At 66.4% G+C, this 24,337-nt stretch carries 22 protein-coding genes, 1 tRNA gene and 1 riboswitch; of the genes, 14 read left to right on the top strand and 9 right to left on the bottom strand.

Annotated elements, in window-relative coordinates:
- Positions 1–17: 17 nt before the first annotated feature.
- Positions 18–797: a GntR family transcriptional regulator gene (locus tag CYR75_RS10260; protein ID WP_101499956.1), complete on the bottom strand. Its 780-nt coding sequence runs from the start codon at positions 795–797 to the stop codon at positions 18–20.
- Between the two features lie 577 nt (positions 798–1,374).
- Here CYR75_RS10260 and CYR75_RS10255 point away from each other — a divergent pair.
- Together CYR75_RS10255 and CYR75_RS10250 are read left to right on the top strand one after the other, a co-directional pair.
- Entirely contained in the window at positions 1,375–2,577 is a 1,203-nt protein-coding gene (locus CYR75_RS10255) for an MFS transporter (RefSeq protein WP_264080887.1), read from the top strand.
- Positions 2,578–2,609: 32 nt separating this feature from the next.
- Positions 2,610–4,040 carry an amidohydrolase family protein gene (locus CYR75_RS10250; RefSeq protein ID WP_158644629.1) on the top strand — a complete coding sequence of 477 codons (1,431 nt, stop codon included), beginning with the start codon at positions 2,610–2,612 and terminating at the stop codon, positions 4,038–4,040.
- A gap of 297 nt (positions 4,041–4,337) precedes the next feature.
- Here CYR75_RS10250 and CYR75_RS10245 read toward each other — a convergent pair whose 3' ends face one another.
- On the bottom strand, positions 4,338–4,562 hold the full coding sequence (locus tag CYR75_RS10245) for an amphi-Trp domain-containing protein (protein WP_101499953.1): 225 nt from the start codon (positions 4,560–4,562) through the stop codon (positions 4,338–4,340).
- Positions 4,563–4,820: 258 nt separating this feature from the next.
- Here CYR75_RS10245 and CYR75_RS10240 point away from each other — a divergent pair, with 258 nt between their 5' ends.
- Both CYR75_RS10240 and CYR75_RS16070 read left to right on the top strand, forming a co-directional pair.
- Positions 4,821–5,834 carry a cation diffusion facilitator family transporter gene (locus CYR75_RS10240; RefSeq protein ID WP_225972679.1) on the top strand — a complete coding sequence of 338 codons (1,014 nt, stop codon included), beginning with the start codon at positions 4,821–4,823 and terminating at the stop codon, positions 5,832–5,834.
- Between the two features lie 22 nt (positions 5,835–5,856).
- Positions 5,857–5,994 (top strand): hypothetical protein, encoded by a 138-nt coding sequence (locus CYR75_RS16070; RefSeq protein ID WP_158644628.1) that lies wholly within the window; start codon positions 5,857–5,859, stop codon positions 5,992–5,994.
- Between the two features lie 87 nt (positions 5,995–6,081).
- Here the strand turns inward: CYR75_RS16070 and CYR75_RS16065 are convergent.
- Positions 6,082–6,172, bottom strand: a tRNA-Sec gene (locus CYR75_RS16065).
- A 178-nt stretch (positions 6,173–6,350) separates the two neighbouring features.
- Between CYR75_RS16065 and CYR75_RS10235 the strand changes: the two genes are divergently transcribed.
- From CYR75_RS10235 to CYR75_RS10220, 4 genes are all read left to right on the top strand, one after another.
- Entirely contained in the window at positions 6,351–7,175 is an 825-nt protein-coding gene (locus CYR75_RS10235) for a bifunctional allantoicase/(S)-ureidoglycine aminohydrolase (RefSeq protein WP_101499951.1), read from the top strand.
- A 401-nt stretch (positions 7,176–7,576) separates the two neighbouring features.
- Positions 7,577–9,094, top strand: a complete 1,518-nt coding sequence (locus tag CYR75_RS10230) for a nucleobase:cation symporter-2 family protein (protein ID WP_101500990.1) — start codon at positions 7,577–7,579, stop codon at positions 9,092–9,094.
- A gap of 160 nt (positions 9,095–9,254) precedes the next feature.
- Positions 9,255–11,408 (top strand): malate synthase G, encoded by a 2,154-nt coding sequence (locus CYR75_RS10225; protein ID WP_101499950.1) that lies wholly within the window; start codon positions 9,255–9,257, stop codon positions 11,406–11,408.
- A gap of 121 nt (positions 11,409–11,529) precedes the next feature.
- On the top strand, positions 11,530–12,441 hold the full coding sequence (locus CYR75_RS10220) for a LysR family transcriptional regulator (RefSeq protein WP_101499949.1): 912 nt from the start codon (positions 11,530–11,532) through the stop codon (positions 12,439–12,441).
- 24 nt (positions 12,442–12,465) lie between these two features.
- Here CYR75_RS10220 and uraH read toward each other — a convergent pair whose 3' ends face one another.
- The gene (uraH, locus tag CYR75_RS10215) at positions 12,466–12,798 is read right to left on the bottom strand and encodes a hydroxyisourate hydrolase (protein WP_101499948.1); all 333 of its coding nucleotides are present in this window, start codon (positions 12,796–12,798) and stop codon (positions 12,466–12,468) included.
- A gap of 147 nt (positions 12,799–12,945) precedes the next feature.
- On the opposite strand from uraH, the gene puuE reads away from it, so the two are divergent.
- The 6 genes from puuE (at position 12,946) to CYR75_RS10185 (ending at position 18,940) form a co-directional block, all read left to right on the top strand.
- Positions 12,946–14,361, top strand: coding sequence for an allantoinase PuuE (gene puuE / locus CYR75_RS10210; protein ID WP_101499947.1), 1,416 nt, complete (start codon positions 12,946–12,948; stop codon positions 14,359–14,361).
- A gap of 73 nt (positions 14,362–14,434) precedes the next feature.
- Positions 14,435–14,881, top strand: a complete 447-nt coding sequence (locus tag CYR75_RS10205; RefSeq protein WP_318778983.1) for an ureidoglycolate lyase — start codon at positions 14,435–14,437, stop codon at positions 14,879–14,881.
- Positions 14,882–15,027: 146 nt separating this feature from the next.
- Positions 15,028–15,936, top strand: a complete 909-nt coding sequence (gene osmF / locus CYR75_RS10200) for a glycine betaine ABC transporter substrate-binding protein OsmF (RefSeq protein WP_101499946.1) — start codon at positions 15,028–15,030, stop codon at positions 15,934–15,936.
- A 33-nt stretch (positions 15,937–15,969) separates the two neighbouring features.
- The gene (locus CYR75_RS10195; RefSeq protein WP_225972678.1) at positions 15,970–17,232 is read left to right on the top strand and encodes an ABC transporter permease; all 1,263 of its coding nucleotides are present in this window, start codon (positions 15,970–15,972) and stop codon (positions 17,230–17,232) included.
- Positions 17,229–18,194, top strand: a complete 966-nt coding sequence (locus CYR75_RS10190) for an ABC transporter ATP-binding protein (RefSeq protein WP_101499945.1) — start codon at positions 17,229–17,231, stop codon at positions 18,192–18,194. Before CYR75_RS10195 ends, CYR75_RS10190 begins: the two co-directional genes overlap by 4 nt.
- Positions 18,191–18,940, top strand: a complete 750-nt coding sequence (locus CYR75_RS10185) for an ABC transporter permease (RefSeq protein WP_101499944.1) — start codon at positions 18,191–18,193, stop codon at positions 18,938–18,940. The genes CYR75_RS10190 and CYR75_RS10185 overlap by 4 nt, the downstream gene beginning before the upstream one ends.
- Positions 18,941–18,955: 15 nt before the next feature.
- Here CYR75_RS10185 and CYR75_RS10180 read toward each other — a convergent pair whose 3' ends face one another.
- The 5 genes from CYR75_RS10180 to CYR75_RS10160 all read right to left on the bottom strand — a co-directional run bounded on the left by CYR75_RS10180 (position 18,956) and on the right by CYR75_RS10160 (position 24,331).
- On the bottom strand, positions 18,956–19,696 hold the full coding sequence (locus CYR75_RS10180; protein ID WP_192876652.1) for an ABC transporter ATP-binding protein: 741 nt from the start codon (positions 19,694–19,696) through the stop codon (positions 18,956–18,958).
- Positions 19,693–20,667: a FecCD family ABC transporter permease gene (locus CYR75_RS10175; RefSeq protein WP_101499942.1), complete on the bottom strand. Its 975-nt coding sequence runs from the start codon at positions 20,665–20,667 to the stop codon at positions 19,693–19,695. Before CYR75_RS10175 ends, CYR75_RS10180 begins: the two co-directional genes overlap by 4 nt.
- A complete protein-coding gene (locus tag CYR75_RS10170; protein WP_101499941.1) occupies positions 20,664–21,476 on the bottom strand; it encodes an ABC transporter substrate-binding protein in 813 nt (270 codons plus the stop codon). The genes CYR75_RS10175 and CYR75_RS10170 overlap by 4 nt, the downstream gene beginning before the upstream one ends.
- Positions 21,470–23,329, bottom strand: coding sequence for a TonB-dependent receptor plug domain-containing protein (locus CYR75_RS10165; RefSeq protein ID WP_101499940.1), 1,860 nt, complete (start codon positions 23,327–23,329; stop codon positions 21,470–21,472). The genes CYR75_RS10170 and CYR75_RS10165 overlap by 7 nt, the downstream gene beginning before the upstream one ends.
- A 120-nt stretch (positions 23,330–23,449) precedes the next feature.
- A riboswitch (cobalamin riboswitch) is annotated at positions 23,450–23,642 on the bottom strand.
- 110 nt (positions 23,643–23,752) lie between these two features.
- On the bottom strand, positions 23,753–24,331 hold the full coding sequence (locus CYR75_RS10160) for a GNAT family N-acetyltransferase (protein ID WP_158644627.1): 579 nt from the start codon (positions 24,329–24,331) through the stop codon (positions 23,753–23,755).
- Positions 24,332–24,337 lie beyond the last annotated feature (6 nt).

The following is a 24,337-nucleotide window of genomic DNA, read 5'->3' as shown; positions in this document are numbered from 1 at the left end:
CGCGTCCAAGGATCTCGTTAGCCGGACTGAATGTCATCCAGGATGAAATCCTGCCCCGGCTCGCGCCTCAGGGCGACGCGATATTCGTATCGGTCGGCGCAATAGAGGATTTCGGCGAGATAGAATGAGCCGAGGCGGGCATCCACGAAGACGCGGATCATCCGCATCAGCGCGGCACCCACCGGCACCTGCAGGTGCTGCGCCGCATAGTCGTCGGCAAGCGTGGCGGTCAGAACCTGTTCGACCTGATCGACCCGGGCTCCGGCCTGCTGCACCAGATCGATCATGTTGTTCTGCGCGAGATCGTCTTCCTGAATCGCCGATCCGATTTCGGGCAGCAGGTAGGCGATGGACAGAGAGTAGGGCCGCCCGTCCAGATCGCGGACCCTGACCGACCGGACGATCTGCGCATCCGGCGCGATCCCCATCAGGACCGCGATGCGGGGCGGGGCTTCGCTCTTGTCGATGCTGATGACCCGCAACGTCGTGCTCAGCCCCACGGTGTTGAGATAGTTGAACAGACCGTTGATGTTCGAGACCACAGCACGGTTGAGCCGATGCTGCTGGCTGTGGTCGGTCACGAAGGTGCCCCGACCGCGGGCGCGGGTCACGAGACCCTCGTCACTCAGGATCTTCATCGCCTTTCGGATGGTGATACGGCTGACTCCAAAGCTTTGGGCGAGTTCCGCCTCACTCGGGACCGGAAGGTCCGCGGGGTAATAGCCGTTGATGATGCGTTCCCGCAGGACCGTGTAGATCCGGTGATACAGCGGCGTCGGCGAGGCGAGTTTGTTCATGCCGGAGCACCCTTCCGCGCTGTGGGCTGCGAAATGGCCTTTGTTCGCCGGTCCGGGCCGTTTGCGAATTGTGTCAACTGCAGGTCCAAATGTCGCCGACGGGTGACATCGTTGGTAACACGCACCCGAAGCGTATGCCAGCCGGCCGCCTTCTTCGCCCTGCTACAGGACAAGCGCTTTGCGCCTCCGTCAACTTCGACGCCTTGCTGCCATTCCTCTCCTCTCCCAGCCCGAGGAACCCAGCCGAAAACGAGCTTCAAACGGTTCAGTCCGCGGGGACCGACGCAGCATGAACCCGGACCGATGCCAGCCGCTGCAATAGCTGCACTTACAAACCCGGTCGATCCGTCCTAGGCTTGCCACAAACAGCGCCCGGACCAGAACGCCTCAGGTAAGTCGACCGGGCCAGGAACGGCTTCTGGTTGACCGGAGTGTCAAGTGCGAAGCGATTCTCAGCAAAACATAGGGGTTTTGATGTGACCAGCTACGTCGTTTAGGAGGTCCACGCGCCTGGCTGATCTGGAGCATCGCCACGCTCTTTGTCATTGCCGGGTTTTCCTTCCAGACCGCGTATGGCGTGACCAGCACCGAAATCGCCAGCGATCTGTCGCTCACCCTGGTGCAGGTCGGCGTTCTGGGCGCGACCTACATTTGGGCTGTCGCCATCATGCAGCTGTTCTCTGGCGCGATCCTTGACCGGGTGGGCATCCGGATTCTCGCCTGGGTCAGCCTGTTTTCCGTGGTCGGCGGCTTTGCTTATGCCAATGCGGGCTCTTTCGAGATGCTGATCCTGTCCAACATCTGTATCGCTGTCGGGCACGCCTTCGCCTTTGTCGGCGCGGGTATGGTCGGCGGCAAATGGTTTGGCTGGGGCCGCTTTGGCCTGATGTTCGGCCTTGTGCAGGGGGCGGGCGCCTTCGGCTCGTATTTCAACCAGAACGTCACGCGCTATCTCGTGCAGGATTATGGCTGGTCCTTCAGCCTGAACGTGATCGCCTTCATCATCCTGATCATCAGCGTCCTGATGCTGCTTTTCATGCGCGAGCCGCGGCGTCCGGACGTGGAAAAGCCGGAATGGACAGGCACGAAAAACCTGATCATCAGCGTCTTTCGATCCTTGAAGCACATCGTCACGCGCCTGCATCTCTGGCTCAACACCGTCCACGGCGGCATGACCTTCGGCGTCCATCTGAGCGTCAGTCTGGTCTGGGGCCCGATCTTTCTGGCCGAAACCGGCATGAGCGTTTTCGACGCGGTGGCCATTTCCAGCTTTGCCTTTCTGGGAATGTTGGTCGGGGCGCCGCTATGGGTATGGGTGTCCGAGCGGATCAAACGAAACAAGCCCATGGCGGTCATTCCTGCCATTTTCCATGCGGCGCTGCTTGCCTATGCCATTCTTGATCCCTCGGTCGCCACCAAGACTACCTTCTTCTTCATTGGCCTGGCCTCGGCCAGCACCGCCATGAATTATCCGATCGCGGGCAGTCTGGTTCCGGAATCCTTGGTTGGCACGTCCAGCGCCTTCGTCAACACGATGCAATTTTTCTGGACAGGTGTCCTGATGGCAGTGCCCGGTCTCGCGCTGTCCGGCACGGGTGTCTGGGCGATGCTGGCCGGGACTACCGGAATCGACGCCGCCGATCCGTCGCTGTCTGATTATCAATCGGCGATGATGTTGCTGGTCTATGCGGTTTGTATCGGGGTCGTCGCAACGCTGCTGACCAAGGAATCCTTCCCGTCCGAGGCAAATGCCGAGGCCCGGAAAGAGGTCGCAATCTGAAACCGCACCCATTTCAAAAAGGATGAATGATCATGATGGAAAACGTCGATCTTCTGTTTACCGGCGCGGACATCTATACTCTGGACGAAGACCAGCCGGTCATCCGGAACGGGGCGATTGCCGTTGTCGGCAACAGCATTGCCGCCATTGGGCCGGCTGCTGAGGTCGCGGCCAGATGCAAGACGATCACGCGCACCGTCGACTGTTCAGGCACGGTCCTGATGCCCGGCCTGATCGACGCGCATACCCACCAGTTCCAGCTTCTTGGTCGAACGCTGGGCGATGGCATGTCCTTACTGCCCTGGCTGGCCAAGTTCATGTTGCCGCTGGCGGCTTCGATGGATTCCAAAAGCGCGCTGGCAGCTGTTGAACTGTCTGCCCTGAACTCGGCGCTGACGGGCGCAACCTCGGTTGTCGACAACCACTATGCGCCGGTAGACGAGCAAACCACGCTCGCCGTCGCGCACAGCATGGAGCGCGTGGGGGTCCGCGGCGCGGTGGCGCGCGGCATGTTCGGCCCGATGGTCGAAGGCGGCGTGCGCATGAACACCGACGAACGGCTGTTCAAATACAGCGTTCAGGAAGAGATCGACATCACCGAAGCCTGTCTGAAACAGCAACCGGCCAGCAGTCTGGTGCAGATCTGGCCGATGCCGGAAAACGTCGTCTATGTCGATAAGGAGATGATGCAGGGCGCGCTGGAACTGGCAGAGCGATACGATGTCAGCTGGCAGGCTCATATGAGCGAATCCCGGTTCGAGGTCGAGATCCATGAATCGATCCACGGGCAACGGCCGGTCAAGTGGCTGCACGAGAACGGCATTCTCAGCGACCGGACCACTTTTGCGCATGGGATCTGGCTTGACGAGGAGGAAATCGAACTGCTGGGCGACGCCAGGTCGACGGTGATCCACAACCCGGTCTCAAATCAGTTTCTGGCATCCGGCATCATGAAGCTGGGTCCATTGCTGCAAGCGGGGGCGAATGTCGCGCTTGGAACCGATGGGGTTGCCGTGGCCGGGCAGGATATGTTCGAGGCCATGAAATCAGCGCAGATGATGCAGCACTTGCGGGGGTATGACGCGGAATCGACAAGCGCCGAGCTGATGCTGCATCTGGCTTGCCGAAACGGCGGGAAAATGCTGCGCAAGAATGTCGGCGTGCTGAAGCTGGGCGCATTGGCCGATTTCATCACTGTCGATATCAGCGGTCCTCACCATCAACCGGCAACGCGGGCGGTATGTTGCCTGACCAGTTCAGCGCGTGGCTCTGACGTCAGGCACGTTGTGGTCGATGGCGAGCATATCGTCGCCGACGGTCGCTCCACAAGAATCGATGACGAAAAAGCGATTGCCGATGCTTTGCAAGCGTCGAAAACGGTGATCGAGAGAGCCGGAATTACGGATTTGGTTCAGGAATGGAAAAATCCGGGACATCATTATGCTCGCAAGGCCGATGCATAGGATTTTCCCAAAGGCCGAAGCGGCGGGCTGGTTCCGGACTTATAGTCCGGGCTCGGAACTCGGTCCGGCGGGAATTTCCTCGTCGCTGCGTCAGCCAGGCGTCTTTACTCGTATTTTCTCCTGCGCCTGGCGTTGTTCCACAACTCAGATCCTGAACGATCCAAATCGGGGATCCAGTCATTCATACCGGCCGCGTGAAACCGACACGGCGAGTCAGCGTCTTCGCCTACCAGATCAGTTAGCTCTGGCAGGCGAAACCTCACCTGCCCGGCGCCGCTCGGCTGACCGCGCCTGCCTCTATTTCACGCTCCACTTGATCTGGAACTCGATCTCTTCTTCCCCGCCTTCCCGTTCATGCTCGATATTGTAGGTCGCCCGAACCGGAACGGAAATTCGCTCGCCAGCGATCTGAATCTCGAAGCGCTTCCCTTGCTCAAGGGCGTCCGCGAGGCGCCGCAGCTTCTCGATGAACTCGGGCAGCGGATAGTCCTTTTCGATGTCTCTATCGGATTTTGGTGACATGATACTTAGTCCTTCGTGTTAAGCGGCAGCTTTCGCGGCGCGGGTTGTGTGCGGCTGATCGACGTCGCAACCTGCTCACCTCATCGGCTAGTAGCGCGGGGTTGGCGTCAATACGAAACTTGGCACCCGCCTTTCAGAAAACATCGCAACCCCAAGCCGAAAGAGTCACCTCTACCACGCCGCGCTGGGTGCTCTGTTTGCAAGGATCTGAAACCGCCCGTACTGTAATCGAGTAGGGGCGAGTGCCTTCCATCCCGGGTGGGCCAGATCCAGCAAGCCCGCTACAGCTGGCTCGGCGGCGCGGAGCCGCCTCGCCACCGACCAAGGAAGGATCTGCGCATGGGCAGGGGACACGATCACGAGCCGGGGCAGCATGGCCATTCCCACGGACCTGCCCTTACCAAAGACACCCCACCCGAAGAGCGGCGCTCGAAGGAGCGGGCCATCGCCATTGCCGCCGTCCTGACGGGCGGCTTCATGGGGGCGGAGGTCGTGGGCGGCCTTGTCTCGGGCTCGCTCGCGCTGCTCGCCGATGCGGGCCATATGCTGACGGACTTCGCCTCTCTGGTGCTGGCGTGGCTGGCTTTCCGCCTCGCCCGGCGCCCGGCGGACTGGAAGCGGACCTACGGGTTCGACCGCTTCTCGGTGCTGGCCGCCTTCGTGAACGGTCTTGCTCTCTTCGCCATCGCCGCATGGATCTCGGTCGAGGCGCTTCAGCGCCTGCGCGATCCGTCCGAGGTGCTGGGCGGGCTGATGCTCTGGGTCGCGGTCGGCGGGTTGGCGGTCAACATCCTCGCCTTCTGGGTGCTCAGTCGCGCCGAGGGTGACAACCTGAACGTCCGCGCCGCCGCGCTTCACGTCATGGGCGATCTGCTCGGTTCGTTCGCCGCCATCGTGGCCTCGCTGGTCATCATCTGGACAGGCTGGACTCCCATCGATCCGATCCTGTCGGTGCTGGTGGCGCTGCTGATCCTGCGCTCGGCCTGGGCGGTGATCCGCGAGAGCGGGCACATCCTGCTCGAAGGGGCGCCGCCCGGGTTCGATGCCCGCACGGTGGCCGCCGACCTCGAGGCAGCGCTGCCCGGCGTGGCGCGGGTTCAGCACGTGCATGCGTGGTCGATCACGCAGGAACGCCCGATGGCCACGCTGGAAGTCGAACTGACCGCCGGGGCGGATGCCGACGACGTCCGCCGCGCGGTCAAGGATCGCGTTCGGGAGACGACCGGGATGGCTCATGTGACCGTTGAAGTGGTCGGAAGCGCTGATGGATAGGGTGGAGCGCCCGCAGGAGTAATTGACGGAACTGGACAAGCAGCTGGCGGAGACGCTGAGCCAGCTGGGCTTCAGCGCGAGCGAGATCTCGCTTGCGCGGCGACGACTGCAGCATCTGCGTTCAATTCAGGCATCTGACTGCGGTGAGAACGACGACTGATGTAGTCATTCTCGACCACTAAGCAGCTGCCCTGAGCAGTATGAGCCGGCGGATCGATATTTTAATAGAAAACCAACTGATGCGGGGCGGAAGAGGAGGGAGTCGAACCCCCCAGGGACGCCGCGCGCCCCCCTCCGGATTTGAAGTCCGGGCACCCCACCGGGGATGTTGCTCTTCCGGGGACATCGATACGAGGGGGGTCGCGCGGGGTCAACCGGCGTGGCGGGCGCCCTCGGCGGCATTGTCAGGAAAAGCCTATGGATGCTTCAGGCCAGCGGGCGGCGGAAAGGCGTTGGCAAAGCGGTGGCGCGGCTGTTTGACTGGCGCGGTATCCATTTGTCCCATGGGAGCTTTCGATGTCTGACCGCAGCTATTACGCGCCGAAAGGGGGGCTGCCGCCGCAGACCCAGCTTTTGACCGATCGGGCGATGTTCACCGATGCCTATGCGGTCATTCCGAAAGGCACGTTCAGCGACATCGTCACCTCGTTCCTGCCGTTCTGGGACAAGGCGCGGTTCTGGGTGATCGCGCGGCCGCTCTCGGGCTTTGCGGAGACGTTCTCGCAGTATATCTCCGAGGTCGAGCCGGGCGGCGGCAGCGACCGGCCCGAGATCGACCCGGCGGCGCAGTCGGTGCTGTTCGTGGTCGAGGGCGAGATCACCGTGACCGTCGCCGGCAAGACCGACATACTTCAGCCCGGCGGTTACGCCTATATTCCCGCCGGCACCGAATGGCAGCTGTGGAACAAGGGGGCCGAGACCGCGCGGTTTCACTGGATCCGCAAGGCTTATCAGGCGGTGCCGGGGCTGGATGCGCCGGAGCCGCTGATCCTGTCCGACAAGGAGGTCGCGGCCGTCTCGATGCCCGACACCAACGGCGCCTGGTCCACGACGCGCTTTGTCGATCCGGCCGATCTGCGCCACGACATGCATGTGACCATCGTCACGTTGCAGCCCGGCGGCGTCATCCCCTTTGCCGAGACGCATGTGATGGAGCACGGGCTTTACGTGCTGGAAGGCAAGGCGGTCTATCGCCTGAATCAGGACTGGGTCGAGGTCGAGGCGGGCGATTTCATGTGGCTGCGCGCCTTCTGCCCGCAGGCCTGCTATGCCGGTGGGCCGGGGCCGTTCCGCTATCTGCTCTATAAGGATGTGAATCGTCACATGCCGCTGAACCGCTAGACGGTTCGCCAGGATCGAGGATCGCGAGCGCCCGGCGGGGACTCGCGATTTTCACGAAACTCTTTAGCCCGATGCGATAAAATCCCCGCCCAAGCCGATCCAGCCAAAGCCCTATTCCGCCAGATTTTTGGCGCATCGGCGACAAGCTCCGGCTGCGACATTTCCCCACATTGATACGCGAAACGCGGATATTCTGACGGCATGTGCAGGCGACGGGTCTGGACCCGCTGAACAGGGCCCACCGCCGAAAACCTGCCGCCGCTTTCTGTCCGCCTGTGGACAGCCGGTGCCTGCCTTCAGGGTGCCTCGCGCGGTCCGGGACGACTTTCCGGCGTCGCAAGGGGCGCGGGGACAAGAACAAGAAACGTATCGCCAACATGTCCAATCAAGGGGAGAGCCAGATGGCTTCGATCACGGGGGCGGATACCGCCCCGATTACCGCGGCCGAGACCGCAAACAACGTCGATGAGATCCTGCCCGCGCCCAAGCTGCTGACGCTGGGGTTGCAGCATGTGCTGGTGATGTATGCGGGCGCCATCGCGGTGCCGCTGATCGTCGGCCGGGCGCTGAACCTGCAGCCCGAGGATGTGGCCTTTCTGATCTCGGCCGATCTGTTCGTCTGCGGCGTGGTCACCATCATCCAGTCGCTGGGCGCCTCGCCCTGGTTCGGCATCCGCCTGCCGGTGATGATGGGGGTGACGTTCGCCTCGGTCGGGCCGATGGTGTCGATCGCCATCGCCAATCCGGGGCCGGACGGGGCGCGGATGATCTTTGGCGCCATCATCGGCGCCGGGCTTGTGGGGATGCTGATTGCGCCGCTGATGTCGCGGCTGATCCGGTTCTTTCCGCCGGTGGTGACCGGGTCGATCATCCTGGTCATCGGCGTCAGCCTGATGCGGATCGGGATCAACTGGATCTTCGGTCTGCCGGTGGGGCCGACCGCGCCCAAGACCATCAACCCCGACGCGCAGGCCTGGGTGAACACCGTGCGCGAGATGTCGGGCGCACCCGACATGCCGGCGGGTCTGGCGCTGGCGCCGACGGTCGAGAACCCGGCTTATGCCTCGTTGTCGAACATGCTGATCGCGGCGGCGGTGCTGGTGGCGATCATTCTGGTGATGCGCTTCGCCAAGGGCTTCATGGCCAATATCTCGGTCCTCATCGGAATCATCGTGGGCGGGGTGATCGCCGCCGCCACCGGGCTGATGCATTTCGACAAGGTGGCGAGCGCCGGCTGGTTCGCGCCCATCGCGCCCTTCCATTTCGGCTTCCCGATCTTCGAGCCGGTGATGGTGCTGACCATGGTTCTGGTCATGATCGTGGTGATGATCGAATCCCTCGGCATGTTCCTGGCCCTAGGCGAGATGTGCAACCGCCGCCCGACGCAGGACGCGCTGTCGGCCGGGCTGCGGACTGACGGGCTGGGCACGGTCATCGGCGGCATCTTCAACACCTTCCCCTATACCTCGTTCAGCCAGAATGTCGGCTTGGTCGGCGTCACCGGCATCCGCTCGCGCTTTGTCTGCGTGGCCGGCGGGGCGATCATGATCGTGCTGGGGCTGGTGCCCAAGATGGGCGCGCTGGTCGAGGCGCTGCCGACGGTGGTGCTGGGCGGGGCCGGGCTGGTCATGTTCGGCATGGTCGCGGCGACGGGCATCCGCATCCTGGGCGCGGTCGATTTCAAGACCAACCGCAACAACGGCTTCATCGTCGCGGTGTCGCTGGGCATGGGGATGGTCCCGCTGATCGCGCCGGACTTCAAGATGCACATCCCGCACGCGATCCACCCGCTGATCGACTCGGGCATCCTGCTGGCCTCGCTGACGGCGCTGGCGCTGAACGTGATCTTCAACGGCACCGGGGCCGCGACCGAGGCCGATCTGCGCCACGCCGCGCTGCAGGCGGATGGCGGCCACTAGCCCGCCAACTGACCCCGCGCGCAGGCGCAAATCGTGACGGTCTGGGGGCGCTTCGGCGCCCCTTTGCCTTGCGTTTGGGCTAACAGGGCTTGTCTTGCGCGGTGTTAGGGCCGAGAAGGACGTCGATCTGCAAAGCAGGAAGCCAAGGGGAAGACGTTCGATGGAATACGCGCAGAAATCCGGCCTTCAGGTCGCCGCGAAACTGGTCGATTTCACTGAAAACAAGCTGCTGCCGGGGACCGGGATCGAGGCGGGTGCATTCTGGGACGGTCTGGCCCGGATGGTCTCGGGCCTGACGCCCCAGAACGCGGCCCTGCTGGACAAGCGGGCCGAACTGCAGCAGGCCATCGACCGCTGGCACATCGCCCATCGCAAGACCCCCTTCGACGCCGCCGCCTATCGCGCCTTTCTGGAGCAGATCGGCTATCTGCAGCCCGAAGGCCCGGATTTCACCATCGAAACCGAAAACGTCGACCCCGAGGTCGCGCTGCTCTCGGGCCCGCAACTGGTGGTGCCGGTGATGAACGCGCGCTTTGCGCTGAACGCCGCGAATGCCCGCTGGGGTAGCCTTTATGACGCGCTTTACGGTTCGGACGCGATGGGCAGCCTGCCACCCGAAGGCGGCTATGACGCGGATCGCGGCGCGCAGGTCATCGCCTGGGCCAAGAAGTTCCTGGACGACGCCGTGCCGCTGGACGGGGCGAGCCACGCCGATGTGACCGCCTATCGGATCGCGGGCGGCGCGTTGCGCGCCAGCACGCCGCAGGGCGAGGTCGGGCTGCAGGATGCAGGCGCTTATGCGGGCTTTATCGGCAGTCAGGACGCGCCCGACGGGATCGTGCTGATCCATAACGGGCTGCACATCATCATCGACATCGACCGCAACCACCCGATCGGCAAGACCGACAAGGCCGGCGTGTCCGATCTGCGTCTGGAAGCGGCGCTGACCGTCATCATGGATTGCGAGGATTCCATCGCCGCCGTCGACGCCGCCGACAAGGTTCTGGCCTATGACAACTGGCTGGGGCTGATGAAGGGCACGCTGCAGGACACCTTCCAGAAGGGCGGCAAATCCGTCACCCGCAGGCTGGCGGACAGGATCGACTATCGCGACGCGGATGGCAATGCGTCCTCGATGAAGGGTCGGGCGCTGATGTTCGTGCGCAATGTCGGCCATCTGATGACCAACCCCGCCGTGCTGACCGAAGACGGGGCCGAGGTGCATGAGGGGCTGCTGGACGCGCTGTATACCGTCACCGCGGCGCTGCATGATCTGCGCGGCGCACAGTCGAACTCGGCCGCGTCGGTCTATGTCGTCAAGCCCAAGATGCACGGCCCGGCCGAGGTCGCCTTTGCCGACGAGACCTTTGCGCTGGTCGAGGAAATCCTCGGCCTGCCGCGCTATACCGTCAAGTTGGGCATCATGGACGAGGAACGCCGCACCTCGGCCAACCTCAAGGAGTGCATCCGCGCCGCACGTCACCGCGCGGTCTTCGTCAACACCGGCTTCCTCGACCGCACCGGGGACGAGATTCACACCTCGATGGAAGCGGGCGTGATGAAGCGCAAGGCGCAGATGCGCGACGAGCCGTGGCTGGCGGCTTATGAGGATCGCAACGTCGATATCGCGCTGGCCTGCGGCTTTCAGGGCCGGGGCCAGATCGGCAAGGGGATGTGGGCCATGCCCGACCTGATGGAGGCGATGCTGGCCGCCAAGATCGGCCATCCCAAGGCCGGCGCCAACACCGCCTGGGTGCCGTCGCCCACCGCCGCCACGCTGCACGCCGTCCATTATCATCAGGTCGATGTCGAACAGCGTCAGGACGAACTGCGCGAGGCCGGTCCCCGCCGCAGCCTGGACGAGCTGCTGACCATCCCGCTGGCGCCTTCGAACGGCTACCCCGAGGCCGATATCGACGCCGAGATCCTGAACAACGCGCAGGGGATTCTGGGCTATGTCGTGCGCTGGATTGACCAGGGCGTCGGCTGTTCCAAGGTGCCCGACATCGCCGATGTGGGCCAGATGGAGGACCGCGCCACCTGCCGGATCAGCTCGCAGATGCTGGCCAACTGGCTGCATCACGGCATCGTCTCGGAGGATCGCGTGAGGGCGGCCATGCACAAGGCGGCCGAGATCGTGGACCGCCAGAACGAGGGCGACCCGGCCTATCTGCCGATGGGCGACGGCTCGGACTCGCTGGCCTTCCAGGCGGCCTGCGATCTGGTCTTCAAGGGCCGCGAACAGCCCTCGGGCTATACCGAGCCGCTGCTGCATGACTATCGCCGCCAGTTCAAGGCCAAGCACGCGGCCTGATCGCCGCCGCGCGGAACCCGCAACGAACCCGCAACGAGCCCCACGCCGCGCCGATCTGGCGCGGCGTTCGCTTTCGTGCCAGACTGGCCGCGTCCTGCAATTCCCGGCGGTTTTCGTTTTCATGGCCTATCTGGACAATGTCAGAACCTTTGCGCGCGTCTATGAACTGGGCAGCATGTCCGCGGCTGCGCGCGACATGCGGGTGTCGGCGGCGGTGGCGTCGTCCCGCATCTCGCAGCTTGAGGAACATCTGGGCGTGCGGCTGTTCCAGCGCACCACCCGGATGCTGAACCCGACCGAGCAGGGCGAGATCTTCTATAACGGCGCGGTGCGGATTCTGGCCGCCGTGGACGAGGCCGAGGCCGAGATCAGCGAAGTGACGGAGAACCCGCGCGGGACGCTGTATGTCTCGGCGCCGCTGGGGTTGGGGCAGCGGCTGGTCGCACCCGCGATCCCGCAGTTCCGCCAGCTTTATCCCCTCATCAACGTCCGTCTGCGGCTATCCGACCGCCGGCTGGACATCACCGCCGAGGGGCTGGACGCCAGCTTTTTCCTGGGCCAGCCCGAGGATTCCTCGCTGCGCATCCGCAAGATCGCGGATTGCCCGCGGGTGCTGTGTGCCTCGCCCGACTATATCGCGCGGCGCGGCAGTCCGCGCAGCAGCAGCGAGTTGGTCGATGGCAGCCATGACTGCCTGAACCTGCGCTTTCCCGGCGCGCCAGAGTTCCAGTGGCCGCTGCAAACCGCCGACGGCGTGCGGCGCATCCCGGTCAAGGGGCCGCTGGAATGTGATCACGGCGAGGTGCTGACCGCATGGGCGCTGCTGGGGCAGGGGATCGCGCTGAAACCCGTTTTCGAGGTGGTCGAGCATCTGCGCAGTCGCCGTCTCGTGACGGTGCTGCCCAAGGAACCGCCGATGCCGGTGCAGATGGCCTGCCTTTACAGCCACCGCCGGGGCCAGGACCCCAAGACGCGGCTGTTCATCGAATTCATGGTCGCCCACATCCAGAAGGCGCTGGCAGAAACCGCCTGAGCGGTGACTGCCGCAAGCCTTGGCCTAGCTGCCCCGATAGGTCGAATAGCCGTAGGGCGACAGCAGCAGCGGCACATGGTAATGCGTGCCCTCGGACATGTTGAAGCGCAGCGGGATCTCGTCCAGAAAATCGTTCTGCTTCAGATAGTCGCCGGCATGGAACACCAGCTCATAGGTGCCGGTGGCGAAATCCGCCTGCGGCAGGATCTGTTCATCGGTGCGCCCGTCATCATTGGTGGTGACGGTCTTCAGATGCTCGCGTCCGCTTTCGGTGATGCGGTACAGGTCGATCACCAGACCCGCGGCGGGACGGCCGCTGGCGGTGTCCAGGACATGGGTGGTCAGATATCCGGCCATGGTCGTTCCTCTTATCGTGACGGCGTCAGTCTGGACGGTTTCACGCCATCCGCCCATAGGAAAGCCACCAGAAGCATTTTCAGTAAAAACGCTAAAGTCAGCGCGGCAGCGCCGCGTTAGAACAGGGGCGACCAACGGAGGCAGACCATGAATCGTTATCCTCGCGACATGCGCGGCTATGGCCCGAACCCGCCGGATGCAAAATGGCCCAATGGTGCCAGGATCGCGGTGCAGTTCGTCCTGAATTACGAAGAAGGCGGCGAAAACAGCATCCTGCACGGCGACGCGGCATCCGAAGCGTTCCTGTCCGACATCGCCGGCGCGTCCATGTGGGCCGGGCAGCGGCACTGGAACATGGAATCGATCTATGAATACGGCGCCCGCGCCGGGTTCTGGCGCCTGCACCGGCTGTTCACCGGCGCCGATATCCCGGTAACAATCTACGGCGTCGCCTCGGCCCTTGCGCGCAGCCCCGAACAGGTGGCGGCGATGAAAGACGCGGGCTGGGAAATCGCCAGCCACGGCCTGAAATGGGTCGAGCACAAGGACATGCCCGAACCCGTCGAACGCGCCGCCATCGAAGAGGCGATCCGCCTGCATGCCGAGGTGACGGGCGAGCCGCCGCAGGGCTGGTACACCGGGCGCTGCAGCGAAAACACCGTCCGCCTGACCGCCGAAACCGGGCAATTCGCCTATGTCTCGGACACCTATGACGACGATCTGCCCTATTGGCGCGAGGTTGGCGACCGTGACCAACTGGTCATTCCCTATACGCTTGAAGCCAATGACATGCGCTTTGCCACCGCGCCCGGCTATATCACTGGTGAGCAGTTCTATCAGTATCTCAAGGACTCCTTCGACGTGCTCTATGCCGAAGGCGAGGCGGGCGCGGCCAAGATGATGAGCGTGGGGCTGCATTGCCGCCTGATCGGGCGGCCCGGCAAGATGGCGGGGCTGAAGCGGTTCATCGGCTATATCGCGGGCTTCGAAGGCGTCTGGACGCCGCGCCGCATCGACATCGCGCGGCACTGGGCGGAAACCCACCCCCCGCAGCGCCACGAACGCCCGTCCCAGATGGACGAGGCGCGCTTCGTCGACCGCTTCGGCGGCGTGTTCGAACATTCGCCCTGGATCGCGCAGCGCGCCCATGGGTTGGAACTTGGCCCCGCCCATGACAGCGCCGTCGGGCTGCACAACGCGCTGTGCCGCGTCTTCCGCACCGCGTCTGACGATGAACGGCTGGGCGTGCTGACCGCGCACCCCGACCTTGCCGGGAAACTGGCCGAGGCCAAGCGCCTGACCGCCGATTCGACCTCGGAACAGGCGAGCGCGGGGCTGGACGCGCTGACGGATGACGAGAAATCGCGCTTCACGCAGTTGAACGACACCTATGTCGCCAAGCACGGCTTTCCCTTCATCATCGCCGTGCGCGACCATGACAAGGCAGGCATCCTGTCCGCCTTCCAGCGCCGCATCGACAATGACCGCGACACCGAGTTTGCCGAGGCCTGCCGTCAGGTCGAACGCATCGCAGAATTGCGCCTGAAAGGAATGTTGCCGTGACCGACGCCCAGACCGCCGACCCGGTCCTGCACAGCGAGCCGCTGACCGCCGACGCCTTTGCCCCTGGGGGGACGTGCTGGAAGCCGCGGGCGCGCCCGACAAGCTGATCAATGAAGGCATGTGCGGGCGCTATCACAACCGCGCCCGGCTGGACATCATCGACGGCCAGCAGCCGTCCGAGGCCGGGCAGGCCGGCATCAGCCTGTTTCAGGCCAAGCTGCGCGCGCTGCCCTTTCGCCTGACGATGGTGGAGCGCCACCCTCTTGGGTCGCAGGCGTTCCTGCCCATGTCGGAAAGCCGGTTTCTGGTCGTCGTGGCGGATGATCGCGACGGGGTGCCGGTCAACTTCCGCGCCTTCCTGACCCGGCCGGGGCAGGGGGTCAATCTGGGCCGCAATGTCTGGCACGGCGTCCTGTGCCCGCTGGACGGCAGCGGGCTGTTCGCCGTGATCGACCGCGTGGGCGAGGGGGTCAATCTGGAAGAACACTGGCTCGACCAGCCGATCCTGATCCCGGAATAAGGCTTGCGGGCGGCCTGAAAAACTGCCCCCGGCGATGTGTCGGGGGCGGTTGCGCCCATCCGGTGCTTCGGTGATAGTTGACGAATCGCGTCTGCATTGGCGGGCGCGAACGCCTTGCCCGCGAACCCGCACAGGAGCATCCACGCATGAACCGCATCACCACTTTCGCCGCCGCCACCGCGCTGGCACTGACGGCGGGCGCAGCCTCGGCCCAGGATATCGTCGTGTCGTCCAAGATCGACACCGAAGGCGGGCTGCTGGGCAACGTCATCCTGCTGGCCCTGCAGGATGCCGGGCTGCCGGTTCAGGACAAGCTGCAACTGGGCGGCACCCCCATCGTCCGCGACGCGATCAGCGCCGGGCAGATCGACATCTATCCCGAATATACCGGCAACGCCGCGTTCTTCCATAACGAGGCCGACAGCGAGGTCTGGAAGGACGCCGCCGCAGGTTACGCCCGCGCGGCAGAGCTGGACAAGGATGCCGGGCTGATCTGGCTGGAACCCTCGCCCGCTAACAACACCTGGGCCATCGCGGTCAGGCAGGATCTCGCGGCTGAGGCCGGGCTGAAAACCATGTCCGATTTCGGCAAGTATGTCAGCGAGGGCGGCGACGTGAAGCTGGCGGCCTCGACCGAGTTCGTCACCTCTCCGGCGGCGCTGCCCGCGTTCCAGGAGGCGTATGGGTTCGAGCTGCAGCCCGCGCAGCTGGTCCAGCTGTCGGGCGGCGACACGGCAGCCACCATTGCGGCGGCGGCGCAGCAGACCTCGGGCGTGAACGCGGCGATGGTCTATGGCACCGATGGCGGCATCGCCCCCGCCGGGCTGGTGGTGATGGAGGATGACAAGGCCGTCGAGCCGGTCTATCAGCCCGCCCCCGTCGTCCGGGCCGAGGTGCTGGAAACCTATCCCGCCATCGCCGATGTGCTGAACCCGATCTTTCAGGACCTCGATCTGGTCACCCTGCAAGAGCTGAACGGCCGTATCCAGGTCGGTGGCGAGCCGGCGAACGCCGTCGCCCGCGACTATCTGACCGGCAAGGGCATCCTGAACTAGGGGTGAAGGCGGTATTGCCAGGCGGGCGCCCCGGTGCCTGACGCCGCACGGGCCGATGCCGCGACCGCCAGTCGCGCGCGACGCCAACGCGCGTCCTCGGGCGGCAAGACGTCCGAGGCGACCGGCGAGACGGGCGCCACGCGGCTCAGCCGGCCGGGGGTGCTGTTCGCGCTGATCGGCGCGGCGGGGCTGGCGCTGCCCTTTGTCCAGTTCAAACCCAACCGCATCGTGCTGGGCGAGCCGGTGTGGCTGTCCACCGGCCTCGGCCTGCCGGGCTGGCTGCTGATCGCGGTGCTGGCGGCGGTGCTGGGGGTCGGCGTGCTGGCGCGGGTGTCGCTGCCGCTGCGGCTGGCGCTGGCCGCGATGTCGACGCTGCTGGTGCTGCTGGCGCTTGGCGCGGTGGTGCGTCAGGGCACGCCTCAGGGGAACTCGATCGCCCGCATCGCGCCCTCGGCCGGGATGTGGCTGCTGCTGCTGGCCTTCGCGCTGATGGCCGCCGATGCGCTGTCGCGGATGCGGCCGGGCCTGGGCACACGCTGGCTGATGCTGGCGGGCGTCATCGCGGGCTTTGCGGCGGTGCTGCTGTCGGGCTGGCTCGACGGGGTCTCGGTCATGCGCGAATACGAGGTGCGGCGCGATCTGTTCTGGCGCGAGGCCGGGCGGCATCTGCTGCTGGCCTTCGGCTCGCTTGGCGGCGCGCTGGTGGTCGGGCTGCCGCTGGGGGTGGCGCTTTACCTGCGGCCCGCGCTGCGCCGGCCGGTGCTGGGGGTGCTGAACATCCTGCAGACCATCCCGTCGCTGGCGCTGTTCGGCATCATGATCCCCATCTTTGGCTGGATCGCGCTGAACCTGCCCGGCGCGGCGGCCCTTGGGGTGGCGGGTATCGGGGTCTTTCCGGCGCTGGTCGCGCTGTTTCTGTATTCGCTGCTGCCGGTCGTCTCGAACACGCTGGTCGGGCTGTCGGGGGCCTCGCCCGCCGCCCGCGATGCGGCGTTCGGGCTGGGTATGACGCAGGCGCAGGTGCTGCGGATCGTGCTGGTGCCGCTGGCGCTGCCGGTGGTGCTGGCGGCGGTGCGGATCGTGCTGGTGCAGAATATCGGCATGTCGGTGATCGCCGGGCTGATCGGCGGCGGCGGCTTTGGCACCTTTGTCTTTCAGGGTTTGAACCAGACCGCGATGGATCTGGTTCTGCTGGGGGCGCTGCCCACCATTGCCCTGGCGCTGATCGCCGGCATCGCGCTCGATCTGCTGATCGAGGCGCTTGACCACCGCCCCCGTGACAGGAGATCGCGATGATCCGGATCGAGCATCTGACCAAGCGCTACGGCACCGCGACCGTCGTCGACGATGTCAGCCTGACCGTGGAAACGGGCCAGATCGCGGCGCTGGTCGGCACCTCTGGCTCTGGCAAGACGACGCTGCTGCGGATGGTGAACCGGCTGGTCGAGCCGACGGCGGGGCGGGTGCTGATCGACGACGTCGACACCGCCACCCTGTCGCCGCATCTGCTGCGGCGGCGGATCGGCTATGCGATCCAGGGCCACGGGCTGTTCCCGCACCGCTCGGTCGCGCAGAACATCGCCACCGTGCCGCGCCTGCTGGGCTGGCCCAAATCCCAGATCCGCGAGCGGGTGGACGAGCTGCTGAGCATGTTCCAGCTGGACCCCGCCGAGTTCCGCGACCGCCGCCCGCATGAGCTTTCGGGCGGGCAGCAGCAGCGCGTCGGCGTGGCGCGGGCGCTTGCCGCGCGGCCCGAGCTGCTGCTGATGGACGAACCCTTTGGCGCGCTCGATCCGGTGATCCGGGCGCAGGCGCAGGCCGATCTGCGCGCCCTGCAGCGGCGGCTTGGCACGACGCTGATCATCGTGACGCATGACATGGAGGAAGCCGTGGCCCTTGGCGACCGCATCGCGGTCATGGATCAGGGCCGGTTGCTGCAATACGGCCCGCCCGAACAGATCCTGACCCGCCCCGCCACGCCCTTTGTCCAGGCCCTGATCGGCAGCGCCGAGCGGCCCTTTCGCCTGCTGTCGCTGTCCCCGGTCGGCGATCTGGTCCAGCCGGGGCAGGCCGACGGCCCCGCCATCGCGCCCGATGCCAGCCTACGCGATGCGCTGGCCGAGTGTCTGTGGACCGGGCGCGACCGGCTGCCCGTCACCGGCGGCGGCGTGGTCACGCTGGCGCAGTTGCGGCAGCGCGCGGCGGGCGCGGGGCTGGCGGCACCCGACGAACCCGCCGCCGCGCAGGTCGCGCCGTGACCGGGCGCGTCCTGTTGGCGATTGCGGTGCTGTTTCTGCTGGCGTTTCTGGCCAGCCCGGACAGCTTTGACTGGCTGTTCGCGCCGCTGACCCGCAACAACGCGCCTGCCATCTATACCCAGACCGGGCTGCTCTCGCTGACGCTGTCGCATCTGACGCTGGTGGGGCTTGCGGTCGCGGCCTCGACGGTGATTGCGGTTGGCTTGGGGATACTGGTCACGCGGCCGGCGGGGCGCGAGTTCCTGCCGCTGGCGCGGACTGTCACCTCGGTCGGGCAGACCTTTCCGCCGGTCGCGGTGCTGGCGCTGGCGGTGCCGATCCTGGGCTTCGGGGCCGGTCCGACGCTGATCGCGCTGTTTCTGTATGGCTTGCTGCCGATCTTTGAAAACACTCTGACCGGGCTGACCGATCAGCCGCCGCAGATCGCCGAGGCCGCGCGCGGGATGGGGCTGACCCGGTTTCAGCGGCTGTGGCAGGTCGATCTGCCGCTGGCGCTGCCGCTGATCCTCGCCGGCATACGGCTGTCGGCGGTGATTTCGCTGGCGACCGCGACCATCGGCTCGACCGTCGCCGCGCGGACGTTGGGCGAGGTGATCATCGCTGGGCTGCTGTCGTCGAACACGGCCTTTGTCGTGCAGGGCGGCGTGGTGGTCGGGCTGCTGGCCGTGCTGATCCACGAGGGCTTTCAGGCCATCGAGGCCCGCGCCGCCCGCCGCATCGGGCTGACCGGGCGGGGTGGCGACTGACCGCGCCACGCGCGCTCAGATCAGCGCCAGCGGCTGAAACACCGGCCCGTCGGCGGTGTCGAAAAACGCGCCCCTGATGCCGAACACCTGCGCCAGCAGATCGGGCGTCAGCACCCGCGCGGGTGGGCCGTCGGCCACGATCCGCCCCTGATCCATCAGCAGCAGCCGCGTGCAGAACCGCACCACCAGCCCCAGATCATGCAACGAGGCGATGACGGTGCGCCCATTCCTCGCCAACTCGCGCAGCAGGGTCATGGTGGCGATCTGATAGGCAGGGTCGAGCCCGGCGATCGGCTCATCGACCAGCAGGGCCGGGGTGTCCTGCGCCAGCGCCCGGGCAATCAGCGCGCGGGCCTGCTCGCCCCCCGACAGCGCGGTGATGGGGCGGTGGCGCAGGGCGGTCAGGCCCATGCGGTGCAGCGCGTCCTCGATGGCCGGCTCTTGCGCCTGCCGGCGGCGGTGGGGGATGCGGCCAAGACGAACCAGCGCCTCGACCGAGATCGGCCAGGCCGCCTCGCGCGTCTGCGGCAGCCATGCGGCGGCGCGGGCGCGGCTGGCCGGGGGCAATGCGGCCAGCGAGGAGTGACCCTGCATCGGCAACAGCCCAAGCGCCGCGCGCAGCAGCGTGGTCTTGCCCGCGCCGTTCGGGCCGATCACGCCCAGAAATTCGCCCGGCCCGATCTCGAAGCTGGCCCGGTCAAGGACCAGCCGCGCCCCGCGCCGGACCGAGACATCGCGCAGCGTCACCCGCATCACAGCCCCCGCCTTTGCCGCCAGATCAGGTGCAGAAACACCGGCGCGCCGATCAGCGCCATGACCACGCCCAGCTTCAGATCGCGGCCCGGCAGGATCAGCCGCACCGCGATATCGGCCGCCAGCACCATCGCGCCCCCGCCAAGGGCCGAGGCCGCCAGCAGCCGCGACGGGCTGGCCCCCACCGCCCCGCGCAGCAGATGCGGCACGACGAGGCCCACGAAGCCGATGGCACCGGCCACCGCCGTCGCGCCGCCGACCATCGCCGCAACCCCCAGCACCACCCGCAGCCGCAGCCCTCGCATGCCGATCCCCAGCGAGGCGGCGGCATCCTCGCCCAGTGTCAGCGCGTCGAGCCCGCGCCCGGTCCCAGCCAGCAGCAGCGCGCCGGCGGCGATGACCGGCGCGGCGATGGCCACATGCAGCCAGGACCGGTCGGCGAGCGATCCCATCATCCAGAACACGATCTCACCCGCCGCGAAGGGGTTGGGCGACAGGTTCAGCACCAGCGCCGTCCCCGCCGCCGCAAAGGCCGAAATCGCCACCCCGGCCAGGATCAGCGCCAGCGAACTGCCGCCCGGCCCGGCGAGCAGAAAGATCAGCCCCACCGCCGCCAGCGCGCCCGCCAGCGCCGCCAGCGGCAGGCCAAGCGCAAAGCTCGCCGCCAGCCCCGTCTGCAGCGCCAGCACCGCGCCGAGCGCGGCCGAGGACGACACCCCGATCAGCCCCGGCTCGGCCAGCGGGTTGCGCAGATAGCCCTGCATCGCCGCGCCCGACAGCCCCAGCGAGGCACCGACCAGCAGCCCCAGCACCGCCCGCGGGGCCCGGATCTCGCGCATGACCAGGCCCAGCGGCCCCTGACCGGACCACAGCGCGAGCAGGCTTTCGCCCACCCCGGCGCGGGCAGGACCGATCAGCAGCGAGGCGGTCAGCAGCGCCAGGCACAGCAGGGAAAGGGTGGTCAGCAGCCTCATCGGGCAAGCTGCGCGATGGTGTCCGCGATGGCGGGCAGGCCGCACATCCAGTCGCGGTCGGGGACGGCATAGCGGGCCGCCTTGATGGCGCGAAAGGCGGGGTGGTCCAGCACCGCCTCGGCCCGGGAGGGCGGGGCGTAGCGGCTGCCGGTGACCAGAACCTCGGGCGCGGCCATGACCAGCGTTTCCAGCGGCGTGGCCCCGCCGGTGGCCTCGGCGATCAGGCGCAGCCCGGCATGGCGCATGGCGTCGCCGGCAAGGCTGTCCTGGCCGTCGCTGAAGCCGTTCGCGGCATAGCTCGCGGCAAGGCGCGGGGCGAGGGGATGGATCGCGGCCAGATCGGCATCGAACGCTGCCAGCAGCCGGGCGGCGCGTTCGGGCTGGTCCAGCAGGAGGCCCATCCGCGTGATCCCCGCGCGGATATCGGTGATCGAGTTGGCGGGCGGCAGCGTCTCGACCCGGATGCCAAGGCGGCGCAGCATCTGCACCGCGGGCCCGGTCGAATAGGTCCCGGCCAGCACCAGATCGGGCTGCATCAGGAACACCTGCTCGGCGCTGCCGTCATTCTGCGGCCAGTCCTCTGCCTGCCCGGCCATGACCGACACGGCAGGATCGGCGGCGAGCCACGACACCGAGCGCAACTGCCCCGGCGCGGCGATCAGCATGGCGAGTTGATCGGTGCAGAGGTTGACCGAGACGACACGCTGCGGCTGGCTGAGGGCAGTGCGGCCCGCCGCGACGCCCTCGGCCAGCGCGGCCCCGGCGGTGCAGAGGATCAGCGCCGCCGCCAGCATCCGGCCTGCTACCATGCGGCGACCAGCCCCAGATAGGCGGCGCGGCCGCGGGTGGCATAGCCCCAGACCTCCTCATGGTCGCGGTCGAACAGGTTGGTGACGCGGCCGGTCAGCCGGACTTGATCGGTCAGATCATAGCCGCCCGAGATGTTGACCAGCGTATAGGATGGCAGTTCTTTCTTCTGATAACCCGACCATGGCTGGCCGTCATGATTGCCCGAGACGTGCAGCAGTTCGGCGGACAGGCTGCCGCGACCCTCGGCCACCAGATAATTGACGCCCAACCCGAACTGATGACGCGGGCGACGGACCTCGACCGAGCCATCGGGTTCGGTCGCGTCGAGATAGGTGTAATCCGTGGTCAGCGTCAGCGCGTCCGTCGCCCGCCACTGACCCGCGACCTCGACCCCGCGACGTTTGCTGGTGCCCGACTGGTTATAGTAGTTGGTGCCGTCGGGTAATTCGAGTTCAGAGGGCTGGATCTCGTTTTCCAGATCATCGCGGAAGATCGTCACATCCAGGATCGCTTGCCCGTCCAGCAGGCTCGCCTCGACGCCCAGATCGAAGCCGCGGTTTTCCTCGGGGCGCAGGTCTGGATTGCCGACATAGCCGTAGCCGCCGAAAAGTTCGAGATAGGTCGGATTGACGATGCCAGTCCCCGCCGAGGCATGCAGCCGCAGGGGCGCCTGTGGCAGTTGCCAGGACAGGCCGAGCGACCAGCTTGTCTTGTCCTTGAACAGGTCGTTGTCGTCATGGCGCAGCCCGAACTGCACGTCCAGCCCGCTGGCGAAGGCCGCGCGATACTCCATCACCGCCGAGACCGTGCGGCGGTTCTGCTGGCTGGCGAGGCTGTTTTCGTCGCGCCGCCGCTCTAGCCCAAAGGACAGGGTCTGGCTGGCGACATCGGCCGCGCCGTCCAGCCCATAGGTGCTGCGCAGCTTCAGCAGGTCGGTGCGGGCCTCGGTCTCGACCCATCTGTTGTCGTTGAAGTCATATTGCGTGCGGTCGAAGGACAGCCGGTTCAGGAGGCGGCCGTCCAGCATCTGGTGGTCGAGCCAGATCTGTCCCGCGCGTTCCATGCGGGCCGAGCGGTCGTCGCTGTCGATCAGGTAATCCTCGGCAGAGGTCGCCGCCCAGTTGTCGGCATCATAGTCGTAATCCTCGCTCGCCCGGCGTAGCATCGCGCCCATGGTCAGCGTGTCGGTCAGCGCGTAATCAACGCTGATCTGCGCGCTGTTGCGGCGCAGCCCGTCCTTTTCCCCGCCCGACCCCGAGATGTCGAATCCATGATCGTCGCGGCGCGACAGGTTCAGCGCCACCCCGCCGCGCTCATCGCGCTGGCTGACAAAGGCCGAGGCCGCATAGCCGTTGCCGCCCTCGACCGAAAGGCGCGCGGATCGGCCCGGTCCGCCCTTGCGGGTGATGATGTTGACCACGCCGGACGAGGCATCGGCGCCGAAGAACACCGATTGCGGGCCGCGCAGCACCTCGATCCGCTCGACCGAGGTCAGGTCGAGGCCAGAGAAATAATACTCGCCATCCCCGGCCGAGGCGCGGACGCCGTCGATCAGCACCAGCGTATGATTGCCCTCGCCGCCGCGGATGCGCAGCGCGGTCAGGCCGTGGCCGCTGTCGCTGACCGCCAGCCCCGGCACCCGGCGCAGCGCGTCGGCGACGGTGGTAGCGCCCTGGCGTGCGAGGTCGTTGGCGGTCAGCACGGTATGGGCGCGGCCATAAGCGGATTCGAGGATCGGCCGCAGACCCGCCTGCAGCGTGATCGGATCGAGAACGAGGGGGGCATCGTCCTGCGCCAGCAGCGGGGCAGGGATCAGGGCGCAGCAAAGCAGCAGCGAAAGGCGCATCGGCATGGCTTTCCAAGGGCCCGGCGGGACGCGCCGGGCAGGGGTGATCGACACCTGGGGCCAAGGGCCTCAGGACGGCTGTCACCGCTGCGGATCGCCCGCTTTCCCGGCACGCCCCGCGCCGCGAAATGGGTGAGCGCCCGGGCAGGTCTCCTGGCTTGCGGGTCACCGCTTGGCCGGCCTTCCCGGTTTCCCAGTGGCATGTTCGGCCTTGCTATCCGCCTACAGTTGCGGGGGCAGCCACGGCATCGGCATGACGCCTGTCCCGTGTTCCCTTTTCACCGACGCGAGCGCCGGAACCTGAGCGGGTTCTGCATATCGCCATGTCGCCGCAGGTCAAGCCGCATCGCGGACTTGCTGCGCTGCGGCAACGGGTTGTGGCATTAAGGCCAGCCGGGGCGCGCCGCTGCCCGCCCGCTGTCTGCGCTGTCAGGTGGGCTTGTCTGCGGCGGGCTTCAGCCGCGCGGCCGGGGGAATAACCTTGACCGATTCGATCACCGGCGCGAAACCGTCGGTCACGGCCCCCAGATCCCGCGCAATCGCCCGCATCGAGTGGTTGCTGCCCAGAAACGACATGGTCAGATGGGTGACGCCGACCCGGCGGGCGGCGAGGACCAGCGCCAGCACCAGCGTCTTGCCGAAACCGCCATGCTGGAACTCTTTTTCCACCGACAGAGAAATCTCGGCACTGGTCGAGCCGTCAGCCTGCAAAAGCTCGCCTGCGGCGCGCAGCGTGCCGTCCACGAACAGACCGAAGATCAGCACCTTGTGCCATTCCAGCCCTTCCGAATAGGCGCGGATGGTCTCGTCCTTGGTGGCGGAGTGAAAGCGTGCGCGGCGATCCTCGGCGGTCAGGCGCAGCAGGTGTTCGACATGCTGGGGCTGGTCGCGCCCGGTCAAGCCGCGCAGTTCGACATGGGGACGGGGCTCTTTCGCGGATTGCGAGGGCGTGTCGTCCCCGGCCCAGTGCCGCAGCCGTGCCTGCATCCCCGACGTGCTTGTTGCCATTGTCTT

The organism is Paracoccus jeotgali (assembly GCF_002865605.1).
GTDB lineage: Bacteria > Pseudomonadota > Alphaproteobacteria > Rhodobacterales > Rhodobacteraceae > Paracoccus > Paracoccus jeotgali.
Note: the sequence above shows the minus strand (reverse complement) of the source record. Positions and strands in the feature narration are given on the sequence as shown.

What these genes read in the sequence shown, in the direction of transcription:
- CYR75_RS10260 (WP_101499956.1), bottom strand. Translation starts at nt 797, where the DNA reads ATGAACAAACTCGCCTCGCCGACGCCGCTGTATCACCGGATCTACACG.
- CYR75_RS10250 (WP_158644629.1), top strand. Translation starts at nt 2,610, where the DNA reads ATGATGGAAAACGTCGATCTTCTGTTTACCGGCGCGGACATCTATACT.
- CYR75_RS10245 (WP_101499953.1), bottom strand. Translation starts at nt 4,562, where the DNA reads ATGTCACCAAAATCCGATAGAGACATCGAAAAGGACTATCCGCTGCCC.
- CYR75_RS10235 (WP_101499951.1), top strand. Translation starts at nt 6,351, where the DNA reads ATGTCTGACCGCAGCTATTACGCGCCGAAAGGGGGGCTGCCGCCGCAG.
- CYR75_RS10230 (WP_101500990.1), top strand. Translation starts at nt 7,577, where the DNA reads ATGGCTTCGATCACGGGGGCGGATACCGCCCCGATTACCGCGGCCGAG.
- CYR75_RS10225 (WP_101499950.1), top strand. Translation starts at nt 9,255, where the DNA reads ATGGAATACGCGCAGAAATCCGGCCTTCAGGTCGCCGCGAAACTGGTC.
- CYR75_RS10220 (WP_101499949.1), top strand. Translation starts at nt 11,530, where the DNA reads ATGGCCTATCTGGACAATGTCAGAACCTTTGCGCGCGTCTATGAACTG.
- uraH (WP_101499948.1), bottom strand. Translation starts at nt 12,798, where the DNA reads ATGGCCGGATATCTGACCACCCATGTCCTGGACACCGCCAGCGGCCGT.
- puuE (WP_101499947.1), top strand. Translation starts at nt 12,946, where the DNA reads ATGAATCGTTATCCTCGCGACATGCGCGGCTATGGCCCGAACCCGCCG.
- osmF (WP_101499946.1), top strand. Translation starts at nt 15,028, where the DNA reads ATGAACCGCATCACCACTTTCGCCGCCGCCACCGCGCTGGCACTGACG.
- CYR75_RS10190 (WP_101499945.1), top strand. Translation starts at nt 17,229, where the DNA reads ATGATCCGGATCGAGCATCTGACCAAGCGCTACGGCACCGCGACCGTC.
- CYR75_RS10175 (WP_101499942.1), bottom strand. Translation starts at nt 20,667, where the DNA reads ATGAGGCTGCTGACCACCCTTTCCCTGCTGTGCCTGGCGCTGCTGACC.
- CYR75_RS10170 (WP_101499941.1), bottom strand. Translation starts at nt 21,476, where the DNA reads ATGGTAGCAGGCCGGATGCTGGCGGCGGCGCTGATCCTCTGCACCGCC.
- CYR75_RS10165 (WP_101499940.1), bottom strand. Translation starts at nt 23,329, where the DNA reads ATGCCGATGCGCCTTTCGCTGCTGCTTTGCTGCGCCCTGATCCCTGCC.
- CYR75_RS10160 (WP_158644627.1), bottom strand. Translation starts at nt 24,331, where the DNA reads ATGGCAACAAGCACGTCGGGGATGCAGGCACGGCTGCGGCACTGGGCC.